Below are 15,545 nucleotides of genomic sequence, written 5' to 3'. Positions count from 1 at the left end.
GGCGGAGCAGAAAATGCAGTTCTCCAAAATGCACGGTCTTGGCAATGACTTTATGGTCGTTGATGCCGTCACGCAAAACGTCTATTTCTCACCAGAGCTGATTCGCCGTCTGGCGGATCGTCATCTGGGGATCGGCTTCGATCAGCTATTGATCGTTGAACCGCCGTACGATCCCGATCTGGATTTTCATTACCGCATTTTCAATGCTGACGGCAGCGAAGTGGCCCAGTGTGGCAACGGTGCGCGCTGCTTCGCGCGCTTTGTGCGCCTGAAAGGGTTAACCAATAAAAACGATATCAATGTCAGCACCCAAACCGGGCGTATGGTACTGAGCGTCAACAGCGACGAGCTGGTGCGGGTTAATATGGGCGAGCCGAACTTCGAGCCGCAGCAGGTGCCATTCCGCGCCAATAAAGCTGAAAGCATCTATCTGATGCGCGCCGCCGAACAGACGGTAATGTGTGGTGTGGTATCGATGGGGAACCCGCACTGCGTGATTCAGGTCGACAGTGTGAAAACCGCTGCGGTAGAAACGCTCGGGCCGGTGCTGGAAAGCCATGAGCGCTTCCCGGAGCGGGTTAACGTCGGATTTATGGAGCTGGCCAGTCGTGAGCATATCCGGCTGCGCGTTTATGAGCGCGGTGCCGGTGAGACACAGGCCTGCGGTAGCGGTGCTTGTGCTGCGGTGGCGGTGGGTATTCAACAAGGATTACTGGCGGAAAAAGTCCGCGTTGATTTGCCGGGCGGCAGCTTGCATATCGCCTGGAAAGGGCCGGGTCACCCGCTGTTTATGACCGGACCGGCCACTCACGTTTACGACGGATTTATTCATCTATGAAAAATGTCGGGGAACAGACCGCCAGCGATGTGATGCTGGACGATCAGGCGGTAAGTGATTACCTGCTGCAAAATCCGGATTTCTTTATTCGTAACGCGCGCCAGGTCGAGCAGATGGCAGTTCCTCATCCTGTGCGCGGGAGCGTTTCGCTGGTCGAATGGCATATGGCGCGTCAGCGCAATCATATCGCCCAGCTGGAAGAAGAGATTACGTTACTGATGGAGCAGGCCACCGCTAACCATCAACTGTTTGATCGGCTGTTAGCGTTGCAGGGGCATCTGGCGACGGCTCCCAGCCTGCAAGAGATGCTGAACCGTTTGCATCGCTGGGCGCGTGAGCTTGGGCTGGCGGGTGCCAATGTGCGCCTGTTCAGTGACAAATGGCGTGTTGGTGCCCCTTCTGATTTTACCCAGCTGGCGCTTGCGCCGCAGGCGTTTGAAGCGGTACGTATTCAGCGATTGGGTAAAGAGCAGCACTATCTCGGCGGCCTGAATGGCCCGGAGTTACTGCTGCTGTTGCCGCAGGCGAAAGCCATTGGCTCAGTGGCGATGTCGCTGATGGGCGAGCGCGGCGATCTCGGGGTACTGATTTTCAGCAGCCGCGACAGTCAGCATTATCAGTCAGGCATGGGCACCTTGCTGTTACAACATCTGGCGCTGATGCTGCCGGAACTGTTGTCGCGCTGGATTGAGCGCGCATGAACAGCGCGTCGCCTCTACAATCCGCCGTAGAGGGCTTTCTGCGTTACCTGAAAGTCGAGCGGCAACTTAGCCCGCTGACGCAAAAAAGCTACGCTCATCAGCTTACGGTGCTGGTGACGCTGGCGGATGAAATGAAGATTACGGACTGGGCAAAACTGGATGCTGCTCATGTGCGTTCACTGGCGGCCCGCAGCCGCCGCGCCGGTCTACAACCGGCCAGCCTTGCACTTCGACTGTCAGCGCTGCGCAGTTTTCTCGACTGGCTGGTCAGTCAGGGGCTGCTGAAGGCGAATCCGGCGAAAGGAATTGCCACGCCGCGTACGCCGCGGCATTTGCCGAAAAATATTGATGTCGATGAAGTGAATCAGCTGCTGGATATCGATCTTAACGATCCGCTGGCGGTACGCGATCGCGCGATGCTGGAAATTATGTACGGTGCCGGTTTACGTCTTGCTGAATTAGTCGGCATTGACTGCCGACACCTGGATCTGGCTTCCGGTGAAGTCTGGGTGGTGGGGAAAGGCAGCAAAGAGCGCCGCCTGCCAATTGGCGGCACGGCGGTCAGCTGGATTGAACACTGGCTCGCTCTGCGCGAGCTGTTTGCGCCAGACGATGACGCGCTGTTTTTATCCAACCAGGGCAAGCGAATTTCGGCGCGTAACGTGCAGAAACGTTTTGCTGAATGGGGCGTGAAGCAGGGTGTTAACAGTCATATTCATCCGCATAAGTTGCGCCACTCCTTTGCGACCCATATGCTGGAGTCCAGCGGCGACCTGCGTGCGGTGCAGGAGCTGCTGGGGCATGCCAATCTGTCGACCACGCAAATTTATACCCACCTCGACTTTCAACATCTTGCATCGGTTTACGATGCTGCACATCCCCGTGCTAAACGAGGAAAATCCTGATGCATTTTTATCGCACGCTGCGGCCGATTAAAGCCATTACCTTCGATCTTGACGACACTTTGTACGACAATCACGACGTGATTCGCCGTACCCAGAAGGAGTCGCACGCTTTCTTGCAGGCTTACCATCCCGGCCTGAATGATTTCACTCAGCAGGCTTACCAGGCGCTGCGCGATGAACTGCGCCAGCAGGAGCCGGAAATTTATCACGATGTGTCGGAGTGGCGACGTCGGGCGGTCGAGCGGGCGATGCTGAATGTCGGACTGAGCACCGCAGAAGCGAATAAAGGCTCGCGTGAAGTGATGGCCAATTTTGCCCACTGGCGTAGCCAGATCAGCGTACCGGAAGAGACGCACCGGACGCTGGCAGCGCTGGCCGAACGTTTTCCGCTGGCGGCGGTGACCAACGGTAACGCCGAGCCGCATCTGTTCGGCCTTGAGGGTTATTTCAAATTTATCCTGCGCGCCGGGCCACACGGCCGCGCCAAGCCATATCACGATATGTATCATCTGGCGGCGGAAAAGCTGGATGTCCCACTGGAAAATATTCTGCATGTGGGTGACGATCTGACCACCGATGTCGCCGGTTCCGTGCGCTGCGGTATGCAAGCCTGCTGGATTAACCTGCGGCAAGGCAACCTGATGAAAATCGCCGACAGCCGCCTGCTGCCGCATCTCGAAATTTCGCAGTTGGCATCGCTGACCGCGCTGATATAATACCTGTTAATATATCCAGTTAAACGCTGCGGCGTTTTCCCTGCCTGAATGGTGCTTATGGACGTTTCTGAACTGCTGGACAGTTTGAATGACAAACAACGCGAAGCCGTCGCGGCGCCACGCAGCAATTTGCTGGTGCTGGCGGGCGCGGGTAGCGGTAAAACGCGCGTACTGGTGCACCGCATTGCCTGGTTGCTGACGGTAGAGAACTGTTCGCCATACTCAATTATGGCGGTCACCTTTACCAATAAGGCGGCGGCAGAGATGCGCCACCGTATCGAACAGCTGATCGGCACCAGCCAGGGTGGGATGTGGATCGGTACTTTCCATGGCCTCGCTCATCGCCTGCTACGCGCGCATCATCTTGATGCCAATCTGCCGCAGGATTTTCAGATCCTCGACAGTGAAGATCAGCTGCGGTTATTGAAACGCCTGATTAAAGCGATGAATCTTGATGAGAAGCAGTGGCCGGCGCGTCAGGCGATGTGGTACATCAACGGCAAAAAAGATGAAGGTCTGCGGCCTAAGCATATTGAAAGCTACGGTAATCCAATTGAACAGACCTGGCTGCGCGTTTATCAGGCGTATCAGGAAGCCTGCGACCGCGCCGGACTGGTCGACTTTGCCGAACTGCTGCTGCGTGCCCATGAGCTGTGGCTGAATAAGCCGCATATTCTCAATCACTATCGCGAACGCTTTACCAATATCCTCGTCGATGAGTTTCAGGACACCAACAATATTCAGTACGCGTGGATTCGCATGCTGGCCGGTGAAACCGGGCGAGTGATTATCGTTGGTGATGACGATCAGTCGATTTACGGCTGGCGTGGCGCGCAGGTGGAAAACATTCAGCGCTTTCTCAACGACTTTAACGGCGCAGAAACCGTCCGTCTTGAGCAGAACTATCGCTCGACAAACAATATTCTGAAAGCGGCTAATGCCCTGATCGCCAATAACAGTGGTCGTCTTGGCAAACAGCTGTGGACCGACGGCAGCGACGGTGAGCCCATTTCCCTCTACTGCGCGTTTAACGAGCTGGATGAAGCGCGTTTTGTGGTGAACCGCATCAAGGTGTGGATGGAAAAGGGTGGGGCGTTAAATGACTGCGCGATTCTCTATCGCAGTAACGCCCAGTCACGCGTACTGGAAGAGGCGCTGCTGCAAACCAGTATGCCGTATCGCATTTACGGCGGCATGCGCTTCTTCGAACGTCAGGAAATCAAAGATGCGCTGGCCTACCTGCGCCTGATTGCCAACCGCAACGATGATGCTGCTTTTGAGCGAGTGATCAATACGCCAACGCGTGGTATTGGCGATCGCACACTGGACGTGGTGCGCCAGACCTCGCGCGAGCGTCAGCTGACGCTGTGGCAGGCGACGCGCGTATTATTGCAGGAAAAAGTGCTGGCCGGTCGTGCCGCGTCGGCGCTGCAACGGTTTTGCGAGCTGGTGGATTCGCTGGCGCAGGAAACCGCCGAAATGCCGCTGCATGTACAGACTGACCGGGTGATTAAAGACTCAGGTCTGTGGATAATGTACGAGCAGGAAAAAGGTGAGAAAGGCCAGGCGCGCATCGAAAACTTAGAGGAGCTGGTTAACGCCACGCGGCAGTACAGCTACCAGGATGAAGATGAAGATCTGATGCCACTGCAGGCGTTCCTTTCCCATGCCGCGCTGGAAGCGGGTGAAGGGCAGGCGGATAAATGGCAGGATGCGGTGCAACTGATGACCATGCATGCGGCGAAAGGCCTCGAGTTTAGCCAGGTGTTTATCGTCGGTATGGAAGAGGGGATGTTCCCGAGCCAGATGTCGCTGGATGAAGGTGGCAGGCTGGAAGAGGAGCGTCGTCTGGCCTATGTCGGTGTTACGCGCGCAATGCAAAAGCTGACCCTGACCTATGCTGAAACCCGTCGGCTTTATGGTAAAGAAGTCTACCATCGCCCCTCGCGCTTTATTGGCGAACTGCCGGTGGAGTGCGTGGATGAAGTGCGTCTGCGCGCCAGCGTCAGTCGTCCAGTTAATCACCAGCGTCTTGGCACGCCGGTGACGGAAAACGACAGCGGATTTTCCCTTGGTCAGCGGGTGCGCCACGCCAAGTTTGGCGAAGGCACCATCATCAATCTGGAAGGCAGCGGCGAGCACAGTCGGCTGCAGGTCGCCTTCCAGGGACAGGGTATCAAATGGCTGGTGGCGGCGTATGCCCGGCTGGAAACCGTCTGATACCCCAGCGGTAAAGTGGGTCGCTTGACGCCTTTTTCGACTCAGCGTAACATGCGCCCACGATTACCCTAAGAGGACATTCGCCTTGGACACACCCAGTCGATACTGGCTCATTAACCTGTTTATCAGGTGCAACGCCTAAGGCTACCCTCTTAAATGCTGGTAGCCTTCGTGGTTGTCAGCGACTTCCTCTTTTTTCCCGTCGCATGAGTCAGCTTTGAAAACTGACTGAAACGTTAACGTTTCCCGTGTTCTGGCGCTATGTCCCATATGTTACTGCAATTGGGAGTACTGCTATGCTGAGCGCATTTAAACTGGATAACAGCCGTTTATCTCGTCTGGAGCTTGAAGATACCGCTGACCAGCTGACGTCGTCAGTATGGGTTGATCTGATCGAGCCAGAAGAAGATGAACGCGATCGTGTTCAGTGTGAACTAGGCCAGAGCCTCGCCACCCGCCCGGAGCTGGAAGATATCGAAGCCTCGGCGCGTTTTTTTGAGGACGAAGATGGTCTGCATATTCACTCCTTCTTCTTCTATGAAGATGCCGAAGATCATGCCGGTAACTCCACCGTCGCTTTCACCATTCGTGAAGGACGGCTTTACACGCTGCGTGAGCGTGAACTGCCGGCTTTTCGCCTCTATCGCATGCGCGCGCGTAATCAGACGCTGGTCGATGGCAATGCCTTTGAGCTACTGCTGGACCTGTTTGAAACCAAAATCGAACAGCTGGCGGATGAGATTGAGAACGTCTACAGCGATCTGGAAAAACTCAGCCGGGTAATTATGGAAGGGCAGCAGGGCGACGAGTTTGACCGCGCGCTGTCGACGCTGGCAGAACTGGAAGATATCGGCTGGAAAGTGCGTTTGTGCCTGATGGATACCCAGCGTGCGCTGAATTTCCTGGTGCGTAAAGCGCGTTTGCCGGGAACTCAGCTGGAGCAGGCGCGTGAAATTCTGCGCGATATCGAGTCGCTGTTACCGCATAACGAATCGTTGTTCCAGAAGGTGAACTTCCTGATGCAGGCGGCGATGGGCTTTATCAATATCGAGCAGAACCGTATTATCAAAATCTTCTCGGTGGTATCGGTGGTCTTCCTGCCGCCAACGCTGGTGGCATCAAGCTACGGCATGAACTTTGAATTTATGCCGGAGCTGAAATGGAGCTTTGGTTATCCCGCCGCAATCAGCCTGATGATTCTGGCCGGTCTGGCACCTTACGCCTATTTCAAGCGTAAAAACTGGCTGTAAACCGGCCACCACGGCAGTGTAATCCTCCGCCATGGATGGGCGAGAGGAGATCGGTACTGGCAGATCTATTCACATCCGCGTAACGTATACCCCCTGCTTTTCTTAACGCAAGTTTTCTCAATATGGAACGGCTGTCACACAGGCTGCAATGGCTTATTCTGATCAGCGCTTCGCTGCTGCTGGGTTTTGCGCTGCAATACTTCCATGTTCCTGCCGCGCTGCTGCTGGGACCGATGATTATCGGCGTGCTGATGGGCTTATCCGGCGCGACGCTGCGCATCGATAAACGCCTGTTTATCCTGGCGCAGGCGATACTGGGCTGCATGATTGCACAAAGTTTATCCCCCTCAATTCTGCAACCGCTGATTGACGACTGGCCGGTGGTGATCGTCGTACTGTTACTGACGCTTGCCGCCAGTGGTTTATCCGGCTTCCTGCTGGTGCGCTTCAGTAGTTTACCCGGTGCGACCGGAGCCTGGGGATCGTCGCCGGGCGGCGCGTCGGCAATGGTGGCGATGGCCGGCGAATATGGAGCCGATGCCCGGCTGGTGGCATTTATGCAGTATCTGCGGGTGCTGTTTGTTGCGACGGCAGCAGCGGTGGTGGCACGAATCGGACTGGGCGACAGTGCACAAAGCGCCACGCCGCTGGAGTGGTTTCCTGCGCTGGAGCTGCGCTTTGTCGGCACTATTGCTGTAGCGTTGGGCGGGGCCTGGATCGGCCAACGATTTCGCATTCCTTCTGGCGCGCTGTTATTACCGGCGCTGTTTGGTGCCGCGCTGCATGCCAGCGGCACTATGGCATTACAGATACCGGAATGGCTGCTGGCGCTGGCTTATGCGCTGATTGGCTGGAGTGTCGGGCTGCGTTTTACCCGGCCGATCTTTCTGCTGGCGCTGCGCACCCTGCCGCAGATGATACTGTCGATAGTCGGCCTGATGCTACTTTGTGGCGGAATGGCATGGATGCTGACGCGATTGCTGCACGTCGATCTGCTGACCGCTTATCTGGCGACCAGCCCTGGCGGGCTGGATACCGTCGCGATAATCGCCGCGGGTAGCCGGGTCGATATTGCGTTTGTGATGGCGATGCAGACGTTACGCCTGTTCACCATTCTGCTTACCGGCCCGGCAATGGCGCGTTTTATTTCACGCTATGCGCATTCGTGAACCGCGCAGGGTATAAACCGCATCGAGGATGAACAGCGCCAGTGCTGCCCAGATAAAGGCAAAGGTCAGCACTTTATCATCCGTTAACTGCTCGCCATAAAATACCACTGCCAGCAGAAACATCAGCGTCGGGCCGAGATACTGAAAAAAGCCGACGGTCGACAAACGCAGGCGAGTGGCGGCGGCGGTAAACAGCATCAGCGGGATGGTAGTAATCACTCCGGCGGCAATCAGCAGCAGATTAAGTGACAGCGAATTGTCGGTTAACCGGCTGGTGCTACTGTCGGCGATGCCAAACAGATAGATGGCCGCCAGCGGGAACAGCCACAGCGTCTCAATCAGCATCCCGCTTTGCGCGTCTACCGCGATCTTTTTGCGCAGCAGGCCATAAAACGAAAAGCTGAAGGCCAGCCCAAGCGCAATAATCGGCAGCGAGCCGAATTTCCACAGTTGCACCACCACTCCGCAGGCAGCTAAGCCGACCGCCAGCCACTGCATTCGACGAAAGCGCTCACCCAGAAACAGCATGCCGACAATCACATTTAGCAGCGGATTGATAAAGTAACCAAGGCTGGCTTCCAGCATATGATGATTGTTCACGGCCCAGATAAACAGCAGCCAGTTGCCGCCGATTAGCATAGCAGAGGCCGCCAGCAGCAGGACTTTCTTGCGGTTATACAACGTCTTTCTGACCTGCTGCCAGTTGCGGCTGAGGCTGATTAATACAATCATAAATAGCGCGGACCAGATCACCCGGTGAGTCATAATCTCTCCTGGCGCTACTTGCTGAATCAGTTTGAAATAGGCCGGGGCTATGCCCCAGATCAGATAGGCACCCAGCGCGTAAAGCACGCCCTGGCGCGTTTGTTGAGCATCCATTAACGAAGTTTTTCCCTTTATAAAAATAAGTTATGTGGAAATTGTTGAAGGGAAACGCGAGAACGCGATCCCGATAAAGTTATCAGCCGATCAGGTAGGTCGCCGTGGCACTGGCAATATATACGCCGGCATCGTTATGCAGCTCTACGCGTGCCACTGCCACTTTATTCCCGCCGCGCAGCAGGCTGCTGCTGGCGATAAAGCGCTCGCCGCGTCCGGGACGCAGATAGTCGACCCGCAGATCAATCGTACCCATACGCGACAGCCGCTGACGCAATTCCTCTTCGTTAATGTTCTCGTGACGCGTCAAAGTACTGCTGACGCATACCAGCCCGGCGGCGACATCCAGCACCGAAGCAATCACCCCACCGTGCAGAATTTTTTGCGCAGCATTGCCGACCAGCATCTGCTGATTATTAAAACTAAGCTCGGCGTAGTCCGGCTCCAGGCGCTCCAGCTCAAGGCCCAGTGCGCGATTAAACGGCATATCATAGACAAAAATTTCACCAATCAGACGACGCGCTGCGTCCTGAGTCAACAGAGTAACCGACATATTGTGCTTTCCCGAATGCAGTTATGGAGAGGTTAAATGTTAATAATTTGTGTATTTTATGCTTCTGTCGGCAGGCTTTCCAGTTTGAGAAATCAGCGCTGATGTTGGGCGGTATTTCTGTGTAGAATGGCGTGCTTTTTACACGTCTATTTGCAGCGCTCGCTTTATTGGAGAACACTATGCGTATGCTTCGAGGATTGCCGGCAGCGGTCACATTACTGCCAGCACTGGCACTGGCGCAGGAAGCGACCATAAAAGAGGTTCATGATACTCCAGCCGTTCGTGGCAGCATCATTGCTAACCTGCTGGAGCACCATGATAACCCGTTCGTGCTGTATCCTTATGAGGGTAACTATTTACTCTATACCGTAACCAGCGATCTGAATAAAGAAGCTATTCAGTCTTATGACTGGGCCGATAAAGCAAAGAAAGACGAAGTTAAATTCCAGCTCAGCCTGGCTTTCCCGCTGTGGAGCGGAATCCTTGGTGATAACTCGGTACTGGCGGCCTCTTATACCCAGCGCTCCTGGTGGCAGCTTTCCAATCGTGGTGCGTCGTCACCTTTCCGCGAAACCAACTATGAGCCGCAGATTTTTCTCGGCTGGGCGACCGATTACCGCTTTGCTGGCTGGACGTTACGCGATGTTGAACTGGGGCTGAATCATCAGTCTAATGGTCGTTCCGATCCGACCTCACGCAGCTGGAACCGCGTATACGCTCGTCTGATGGCGCAAAACGGTAACTTTATGGCGGAAGTAAAGCCGTGGTACCGTTTACCGGAAAGCTCAAGCAATGATGATAACCCGGATATTACCAAGTACATGGGCTATTACCGCCTGAAGCTCGGCTATATGATGGGCGACAGCATATTTAGTGTACAGGGTAACTATAACTGGAACAGCGGCTACGGCGGCGCGGAACTCGGCTGGAGCTATCCAATCAGCCAGCACGTACGCTTCTACACGCAGGTGTTCAGCGGCTACGGCGAGTCATTAATCGACTACAACCATCGCCAGACGCGCGTCGGTGTCGGTGTGACCCTGAACGACCTGTTCTGATGCGCCGGATCGGCGAAAACCGATCCGCCACATACCATAAATCATGTCATAACGAGATAAACGGGGAAGATGTGTCAACGGCTGCAGTAATCAACGAGCATGATGAAGCGCTGGCGGCAAAGGTATTACAGGATACCTTTGGTTATCAGCAGTTTCGTCCTGGCCAGCAAACCATCATTCAGGCATCGCTGAACGGGCGTGACTGTCTGGTGGTTATGCCCACTGGCGGCGGTAAATCGCTCTGCTATCAAATCCCTGCGCTGGTGCGCGAGGGTCTGACGCTGGTGGTTTCGCCGCTGATCTCTTTGATGAAAGATCAGGTCGACCAACTGCTGGCTAACGGCGTTGCGGCGGCCTGCCTGAATTCGACGCAAAATCGTGAAGAGCAGCAGGAAGTGATGGCCGGTTGTCGTACCGGCCGCATTCGTCTGCTGTATATCGCGCCTGAGCGTCTGATGATGGACAACTTCCTCGATAATCTGAGCCACTGGAATCCGGCGATGCTGGCGGTAGACGAAGCACACTGTATCTCACAGTGGGGCCACGATTTCCGTCCGGAGTATGGTGCGCTGGGCCAGTTGCGCCAGCGATTCCCGACGCTGCCGGTTATGGCGCTGACCGCCACTGCCGATGAAACCACCCGCAATGATATTGCGCGTCTGTTGCAGCTAAACGATCCGCTGATTCAAATCAGCAGTTTTGACCGACCGAATATTCGTTACACGCTGGTGGAGAAGTTCAAGCCAACCGATCAGCTAATGCGCTACGTGCAGGATCAGCGTGGCAAATGCGGCATTATTTACTGCAACAGCCGGGCGAAAGTGGAAGATACCGCTGCGCGGCTGCAAAGCCGTGGTCTGAGCGTCGGTGCCTATCATGCCGGAATGGACAATGTGCATCGGGCGCAGGTTCAAGAAGCTTTTCAGCGTGACGATCTGCAAATTGTGGTCGCGACCGTGGCATTTGGCATGGGTATTAATAAGCCGAACGTGCGCTTTGTGGTGCACTTTGATATCCCCCGCAATATCGAATCCTATTATCAGGAGACCGGACGCGCCGGACGCGACGGGCTACCGGCGGAAGCGCTGTTGTTTTACGATCCGGCCGATATGGCGTGGCTGCGCCGCTGCCTGGAAGAGAAAGCGCCAGGTCCGCTGAAAGATATTGAACGTCACAAATTAAATGCGATGGGAGCGTTTGCCGAGGCGCAAACCTGTCGTCGCCTGGTGTTGCTAAACTATTTTGGTGAGGGGCGTCAGCAAGCCTGCGGTAACTGCGATATCTGTCTCGACCCGCCACGGCGCTATGATGGCTTGGTCGAAGCGCAAAAAGCGTTATCGAGCATTTATCGTGTCGGTCAGCGTTTTGGCATGGGGTATATTGTTGAAGTACTGCGCGGTTCCAATAACCAGCGTATTCGCGAGTTACAACACGATAAATTACCGGTCTACGGTATTGGTCGCGAGCAGACCACCGAACACTGGGTCAGCGTGTTGCGCCAGCTGATACACCTCGGACTGGTAACGCAAAATATCGCCATGCATTCAGCATTACAGCTTACCGAAGCGGCGCGCCCGATTCTGCGCGGTGAAGAGCCGCTAATGCTGGCGGTTCCGCGTCTGGTCACCATTAAAAGTAAAAACAGCAGCCAGAAATCCTATGGCGGCAATTACGATCGCAAGCTGTTCGCTAAACTGCGCAAGCTGCGTAAAGCAATTGCGGATGAAGAGAATATCCCGCCTTATGTGGTATTCAATGATGCCACGCTTATCGAAATGGCTGAACAGATGCCGCTGACGGCTTCTGAAATGCTCAGCGTTAACGGCATCGGGCAGCGTAAGCTGGAGCGTTTTGGTAAGCCGTTTATGGTGATGATCAGAGAACACGTCGATGGTGACGACGAATAAGCTCGCTTACTGGCGATTTTTCATCCGGGCAGTGCTCGCATTTCTTTAAACAGGTAAAACATCATGATAATGCTATTTCTTACTGTGGCGCTGGTGCATTTAATCGCCTTAATGAGTCCGGGGCCGGACTTCTTTTTTGTCTCGCAAACCGCGGTCAGTCGCTCCCGGAAAGAGGCGATGCTCGGTGTGCTGGGGATTACCCTCGGTATTGTGGTATGGGCGGGCGTTGCGCTGATGGGATTACACCTGATTCTGCAGAAAATGGCATGGCTGCATGAGATTATTATGGTGGGCGGCGGGCTTTACCTGCTGTGGATGGGTTGGCAGCTACTTTGCTCGGCGCGTAAACAGCATAAACACCCGGTACAGAATGAAGTGAAGGTGGCGCTGCCGCAGAAAGGACGCAGCTTCCTGAAAGGTTTTCTGACCAACCTCTCCAATCCGAAAGCGGTGATCTACTTTGGCAGCGTGTTCTCACTGTTTGTCGGTGATGACGTTGGCGCGGGTGAGCGCTGGGGGCTGTTTATGCTGATTATTATTGAGACGCTGTGCTGGTTTAGTCTGGTGGCCTGTATTTTTGCCTTACCGGCGATGCGCCGTGGCTATCAGCGCTTGGCGAAGTGGATTGATGGTGTCGCAGGGGTGCTGTTTGCTGGCTTTGGTATCCACCTGATTATATCGCGCTAACCCCGGATTATGCTGTAGAGGCGGCATGTTTTGCCGCCCACAGAGCTAAGCAATCTTACGAGCCGAAGCCAGTAACGCTCCTACTGCCATAAACAACCCACCAAAAATGCGGTTCAGCAATTTCATCTGCTGCGGCCCTTTAATCCAGCCGGCAATCCGTGTCGCTAATGTCGCATAGCCAATCATCACAATAATATCGACCACCACGGTAGTCACCCCCAGCACCAGGTACTGCATTGCCTGGGGCTGATGCGGGATAATAAATTGTGGGAACAGCGCGGCAAGAAACACGATGCTTTTCGGGTTCGTCAGGTTAACCAACACCGCGCGTTTAAACAGGCGTCGACGCGGCATCGCTTTGGCCACGGCATCTAAATCTATCGCCCCGGCGGAGCGCCACTGCTGGATACCGAGCCAGATCAGATAGGCTGCACCGGCCCATTTGAGAATTTCGAATGCCAGTAACGACTGAGAAAACAGCGCACCCAGGCCAATACCGACCAGCATAATATGCACGGCAAGCCCCACTTGCAGGCCGGAGATCGACGCCACCGCGCCGCGATAGCCGTGGCTGATACCGGTACTCATGGTATTAATCGCACCGGAACCTGGCGACAGGCTGAGGATGCTGGTAGTCAATAGGTAAGTCAGCCACCATTCGATGGTCATGGGTAAAACTCCCGGAGTGCGCAGATTTATGACACAATACGGCATTGTGGAATGATCTGCTATGGCCTGCGAAGCTTGTCATAGTGTCGATGATTTTTTGCGGAATTCTTGCCGATGACGAAGCATAAAAATGACTGGCCGACTCGTGAGAAGGCCTTTGCCGCTTTCGCCACCGGACCGCTGCTCGATTTCTGGCACCGCCGGGAAGAGCGCGAGTTTGAGGGCGTTGATAACTTACTGATTCGCTATGTTCGTTTCACCTCACCGCAGCACGATAAAGTGATTTTGCTGGTGCCGGGACGCATTGAAAGCTACGTTAAATACCCTGAACTGGCCTACGATCTGTTTCACTGTGGTTATGATGTGATCATTATCGATCATCGCGGGCAGGGCCGATCCGGACGTCTGTTACAGGACTCGCATCGCGGCCACGTGGCGGAGTTTGGTCACTATGTTGACGATCTGGAAGCGCTCTGGCAGCGGGAAATCGCCAACAGTGACTATCGCCATCGCTATGCGCTGGCCCACTCGATGGGGGGCGCAGTTCTGACGCTGCTGCTGGCGCGGCAACCGCAGGCGTTTGATGCCGCAGTATTATCCTCACCGATGTTTGGCATCTATCTGCCGATGCCCTCCTGGATGGCCAGCCGCATTCTTGACTGGACGGAAAAACGACCGGAGCTGCGGGATGGCTACGCGCTGGGAACCGGCAAGTGGCGTGCGCGTCCTTTTGGCATTAATGAGCTGACCCACAGCCGCGAGCGCTATCGACGCAATCTGCGTTTTTATGCTGACGATCCGGGAATTCGCGTTGGTGGCCCCACCTATCACTGGGTGCGGGAAGGGCTGCTGGCCGGACAAAATATTTTAAGCAAGGCCGCTGATATCACCACTCCACTGCTGTTGTTGCAGGCCGGGGCCGAAAAAATTGTCGATAACCGCTCGCAGGATCTGTTTTGTCAGGCAATGACCGCAGCGGGTCATCCCTGCGAGGGGGGTAAGCCTCGCGTAATTGCAGGCGCGCGTCATGAGATCTTATTTGAACGAGACGATATGCGCGCTGAAGCCTTAGATGCCATCGTGGAGTTTTTCGCGCGGCATGTTTAGCCACATGACTCAGATTTAACGTCAGGCGTGCCTGATTTACTCATTTAACCAGAGGTTTGAAAGAATTATGTATCACGTAGTCGCATCCGATCTCGACGGCACTCTGTTGTCACCCGATCACAGACTGACGCCTTACACCAAAGAAACGCTGAAGTTACTCACCGAACGCGGTGTCCACTTTGTCTTTGCCACTGGTCGTCACCATGTGGACGTTTCCCAGATGCGCGATAATCTCGAAATCGACGCTTATATGATCACCTCTAACGGTGCAAGGGTGCATAACAGCGCCGGTGAGCTGGTGTTCAGCCATAATCTTGACGCAGATATCGCTAACGATCTGTTCGCTATCCAATATAACGAGCCGGATATCCTGACCAACGTCTATCGTGATGATGAGTGGTTTATCAACCGCCATCGTCCGGAAGAGCAGCGTTTCTTCTGCGAGTCGGTATTTAATTATCGCCTGTTCGAACCTGGCATGCTGGAAACCGATGGTATCAGTAAAGTGTTTTTCACCTGTGATGATGCCGATAAACTCGTGCCGCTGGAGCAGGCGATTCTGGCACGCTGGGGCGATCGGGTTAATGTCAGCTTCTCCTTCCCAACCTGCCTCGAAGTGATGGCCGGTGGCGTGTCGAAAGGGCATGCGCTGGAAGCGGTGTCGAAAACCCTGGGCTACTCGCTGAAAGAGTGCATCTCGTTTGGTGACGGGCTGAACGATAAAGAGATGCTGTCGATGGCCGGGAAGGGCTGCATTATGAGTAACGCTCATCAGCGCCTGAAAGATCTGCTGCCGGAGCTGGAAGTGATTGGCAGCAATGCTGATGATGCAGTGCCGCATTATTTACGTAAACTGCTGCTGGACTAAGTGGCAAATGGCCAGCGC

The 15,545-nt window shown here is 54.8% G+C and carries 15 protein-coding genes; 12 read left to right on the top strand and 3 right to left on the bottom strand.

Translation table 11 applies throughout. The features are described from left to right. Window positions 1-13 precede the first annotated feature (13 nt). From dapF to RIN69_RS21270, 7 genes are all read left to right on the top strand, one after another. Window positions 14-838, top strand: coding sequence for a diaminopimelate epimerase (gene dapF / locus RIN69_RS21300; protein ID WP_313854397.1), 825 nt, complete (start codon window positions 14-16; stop codon window positions 836-838). Beyond that, the gene (locus RIN69_RS21295) at window positions 835-1,539 is read left to right on the top strand and encodes a DUF484 domain-containing protein (RefSeq protein ID WP_313854395.1); all 705 of its coding nucleotides are present in this window, start codon (window positions 835-837) and stop codon (window positions 1,537-1,539) included. The genes dapF and RIN69_RS21295 overlap by 4 nt, the downstream gene beginning before the upstream one ends. Then, window positions 1,536-2,444: a tyrosine recombinase XerC gene (gene xerC / locus RIN69_RS21290; protein ID WP_313854394.1), complete on the top strand. Its 909-nt coding sequence runs from the start codon at window positions 1,536-1,538 to the stop codon at window positions 2,442-2,444. Before RIN69_RS21295 ends, xerC begins: the two co-directional genes overlap by 4 nt. Continuing rightward, the gene (yigB, locus tag RIN69_RS21285) at window positions 2,444-3,160 is read left to right on the top strand and encodes a 5-amino-6-(5-phospho-D-ribitylamino)uracil phosphatase YigB (protein WP_313854393.1); all 717 of its coding nucleotides are present in this window, start codon (window positions 2,444-2,446) and stop codon (window positions 3,158-3,160) included. The genes xerC and yigB overlap by 1 nt, the downstream gene beginning before the upstream one ends. 57 nt (window positions 3,161-3,217) lie before the next feature. Further along, window positions 3,218-5,380 carry a DNA helicase II gene (gene uvrD, locus RIN69_RS21280; RefSeq protein WP_313854392.1) on the top strand — a complete coding sequence of 721 codons (2,163 nt, stop codon included), beginning with the start codon at window positions 3,218-3,220 and terminating at the stop codon, window positions 5,378-5,380. 296 nt (window positions 5,381-5,676) lie between these two features. Next, window positions 5,677-6,630 carry a magnesium/cobalt transporter CorA gene (gene corA / locus RIN69_RS21275; protein ID WP_313854390.1) on the top strand — a complete coding sequence of 318 codons (954 nt, stop codon included), beginning with the start codon at window positions 5,677-5,679 and terminating at the stop codon, window positions 6,628-6,630. Window positions 6,631-6,752: 122 nt separating this feature from the next. Next, entirely contained in the window at window positions 6,753-7,799 is a 1,047-nt protein-coding gene (locus RIN69_RS21270; protein WP_313854389.1) for an AbrB family transcriptional regulator, read from the top strand. Here RIN69_RS21270 and rarD read toward each other — a convergent pair. Together rarD and RIN69_RS21260 are read right to left on the bottom strand one after the other, a co-directional pair. Then, a complete protein-coding gene (gene rarD / locus RIN69_RS21265) occupies window positions 7,779-8,678 on the bottom strand; it encodes an EamA family transporter RarD (protein ID WP_313854387.1) in 900 nt (299 codons plus the stop codon). The two genes, RIN69_RS21270 and rarD, sit on opposite strands and share 21 nt — an antisense overlap. Before the next feature lie 82 nt (window positions 8,679-8,760). Further along, window positions 8,761-9,231 (bottom strand): thioesterase family protein, encoded by a 471-nt coding sequence (locus RIN69_RS21260; RefSeq protein WP_313854385.1) that lies wholly within the window; start codon window positions 9,229-9,231, stop codon window positions 8,761-8,763. Between the two features lie 179 nt (window positions 9,232-9,410). Here RIN69_RS21260 and pldA point away from each other — a divergent pair, with 179 nt between their 5' ends. The 3 genes from pldA (at window position 9,411) to rhtC (ending at window position 12,883) form a co-directional block, all read left to right on the top strand. Continuing rightward, the gene (gene pldA, locus RIN69_RS21255; protein WP_313854384.1) at window positions 9,411-10,289 is read left to right on the top strand and encodes a phospholipase A; all 879 of its coding nucleotides are present in this window, start codon (window positions 9,411-9,413) and stop codon (window positions 10,287-10,289) included. Between the two features lie 71 nt (window positions 10,290-10,360). Beyond that, a complete protein-coding gene (gene recQ / locus RIN69_RS21250) occupies window positions 10,361-12,196 on the top strand; it encodes an ATP-dependent DNA helicase RecQ (protein WP_313854382.1) in 1,836 nt (611 codons plus the stop codon). Window positions 12,197-12,259: 63 nt separating this feature from the next. After that, window positions 12,260-12,883 carry a threonine export protein RhtC gene (gene rhtC, locus RIN69_RS21245; RefSeq protein ID WP_313854380.1) on the top strand — a complete coding sequence of 208 codons (624 nt, stop codon included), beginning with the start codon at window positions 12,260-12,262 and terminating at the stop codon, window positions 12,881-12,883. A 45-nt stretch (window positions 12,884-12,928) separates the two neighbouring features. On the opposite strand, the gene rhtB is transcribed toward rhtC, so the two are convergent. Beyond that, a complete protein-coding gene (gene rhtB, locus RIN69_RS21240) occupies window positions 12,929-13,552 on the bottom strand; it encodes a homoserine/homoserine lactone efflux protein (protein ID WP_313854377.1) in 624 nt (207 codons plus the stop codon). Between the two features lie 114 nt (window positions 13,553-13,666). Here rhtB and pldB point away from each other — a divergent pair, with 114 nt between their 5' ends. Together pldB and yigL are read left to right on the top strand one after the other, a co-directional pair. After that, window positions 13,667-14,659, top strand: a complete 993-nt coding sequence (gene pldB / locus RIN69_RS21235; RefSeq protein ID WP_313854375.1) for a lysophospholipase L2 — start codon at window positions 13,667-13,669, stop codon at window positions 14,657-14,659. A gap of 67 nt (window positions 14,660-14,726) precedes the next feature. After that, window positions 14,727-15,527, top strand: a complete 801-nt coding sequence (gene yigL / locus RIN69_RS21230) for a sugar/pyridoxal phosphate phosphatase YigL (protein ID WP_313854373.1) — start codon at window positions 14,727-14,729, stop codon at window positions 15,525-15,527. Window positions 15,528-15,545: the final 18 nt, after the last annotated feature.

It is taken from the genome of Winslowiella toletana (genome assembly GCF_032164335.1).
GTDB lineage: Bacteria > Pseudomonadota > Gammaproteobacteria > Enterobacterales > Enterobacteriaceae > Erwinia > Erwinia toletana_A.
The sequence above is the reverse complement of the archived record's forward strand: the minus strand, read 5'-3'. Positions and strand labels throughout refer to the sequence as shown.

What these genes read in the sequence shown, in the direction of transcription:
- RIN69_RS21295 (WP_313854395.1), top strand. Translation starts at nt 835, where the DNA reads ATGAAAAATGTCGGGGAACAGACCGCCAGCGATGTGATGCTGGACGAT.
- uvrD (WP_313854392.1), top strand. Translation starts at nt 3,218, where the DNA reads ATGGACGTTTCTGAACTGCTGGACAGTTTGAATGACAAACAACGCGAA.
- corA (WP_313854390.1), top strand. Translation starts at nt 5,677, where the DNA reads ATGCTGAGCGCATTTAAACTGGATAACAGCCGTTTATCTCGTCTGGAG.
- rhtB (WP_313854377.1), bottom strand. Translation starts at nt 13,552, where the DNA reads ATGACCATCGAATGGTGGCTGACTTACCTATTGACTACCAGCATCCTC.
- pldB (WP_313854375.1), top strand. Translation starts at nt 13,667, where the DNA reads ATGACGAAGCATAAAAATGACTGGCCGACTCGTGAGAAGGCCTTTGCC.
- rhtC (WP_313854380.1), top strand. Translation starts at nt 12,260, where the DNA reads ATGATAATGCTATTTCTTACTGTGGCGCTGGTGCATTTAATCGCCTTA.
- rarD (WP_313854387.1), bottom strand. Translation starts at nt 8,678, where the DNA reads ATGGATGCTCAACAAACGCGCCAGGGCGTGCTTTACGCGCTGGGTGCC.
- yigB (WP_313854393.1), top strand. Translation starts at nt 2,444, where the DNA reads ATGCATTTTTATCGCACGCTGCGGCCGATTAAAGCCATTACCTTCGAT.
- RIN69_RS21270 (WP_313854389.1), top strand. Translation starts at nt 6,753, where the DNA reads ATGGAACGGCTGTCACACAGGCTGCAATGGCTTATTCTGATCAGCGCT.
- xerC (WP_313854394.1), top strand. Translation starts at nt 1,536, where the DNA reads ATGAACAGCGCGTCGCCTCTACAATCCGCCGTAGAGGGCTTTCTGCGT.
- RIN69_RS21260 (WP_313854385.1), bottom strand. Translation starts at nt 9,231, where the DNA reads ATGTCGGTTACTCTGTTGACTCAGGACGCAGCGCGTCGTCTGATTGGT.
- dapF (WP_313854397.1), top strand. Translation starts at nt 14, where the DNA reads ATGCAGTTCTCCAAAATGCACGGTCTTGGCAATGACTTTATGGTCGTT.
- pldA (WP_313854384.1), top strand. Translation starts at nt 9,411, where the DNA reads ATGCGTATGCTTCGAGGATTGCCGGCAGCGGTCACATTACTGCCAGCA.
- yigL (WP_313854373.1), top strand. Translation starts at nt 14,727, where the DNA reads ATGTATCACGTAGTCGCATCCGATCTCGACGGCACTCTGTTGTCACCC.